This window comes from Sinomonas mesophila (genome assembly GCF_001999765.1).
GTDB classification, from domain to species: Bacteria; Actinomycetota; Actinomycetes; order Actinomycetales; family Micrococcaceae; genus Sinomonas; species Sinomonas mesophila.
This window is the reverse complement of sequence record NZ_MTIC01000061.1, coordinates 1-517: the sequence shown is the minus strand read 5'-3', so window position 1 is coordinate 517 and position 517 is coordinate 1. Positions and strand designations below refer to the sequence as shown.

Sequence of the window (517 nt, the reverse complement as noted above, 5' to 3'; positions counted from 1 at the left end):
TGCCGGCAACGCCCTGGCAACGGACAGGACCTGGACCTTCACCACCGCACCCGCAGGCGGCGGCACGCCGGAGACCGTCACGCTCACACCCACCGCTGACAGCTACGTGTCCAACGGGACTGGGCTGTCGGGGACGAACTTCGGCACCAGCACCGTCTTGGGTGTGGACAACAGCCCCGCGGAACTCACCTACGTGAAGTTCGACCTGTCGGCCTACGCGGGCAGGACGCTGGAGAGTGCGACGTTGCAGCTGCGCAGCGCCGGGAGCGGGTCGTCGGGTACGCAGAACATCAAGCTGGTCGCTGACGACAGCTGGACCGAGGGCGGGATCACGTACAGCAGCCGTCCCGCGCTCGGCACCAGTATCGGCACGCTCCCCGGCCCGACAACGACCAACACCAGCTACAGCATTCCGCTGACAGTCAGCGGCCTGACCGGTGAGCTCGGCCAACAGCTCTCACTGGGCCTGGACACCAGCAGCGGCGACGGCCTGGACCTCAACTCCAAGGAGGCCGGC

The 517-nt window shown here is 67.7% G+C and carries 1 protein-coding gene; it reads left to right on the top strand.

The features are described 5' to 3' along the window. Positions 1–517: CBM96 family carbohydrate-binding protein (locus tag BV907_RS18090; protein ID WP_139346880.1), on the top strand; the 517-nt coding region annotated here is incomplete at both ends.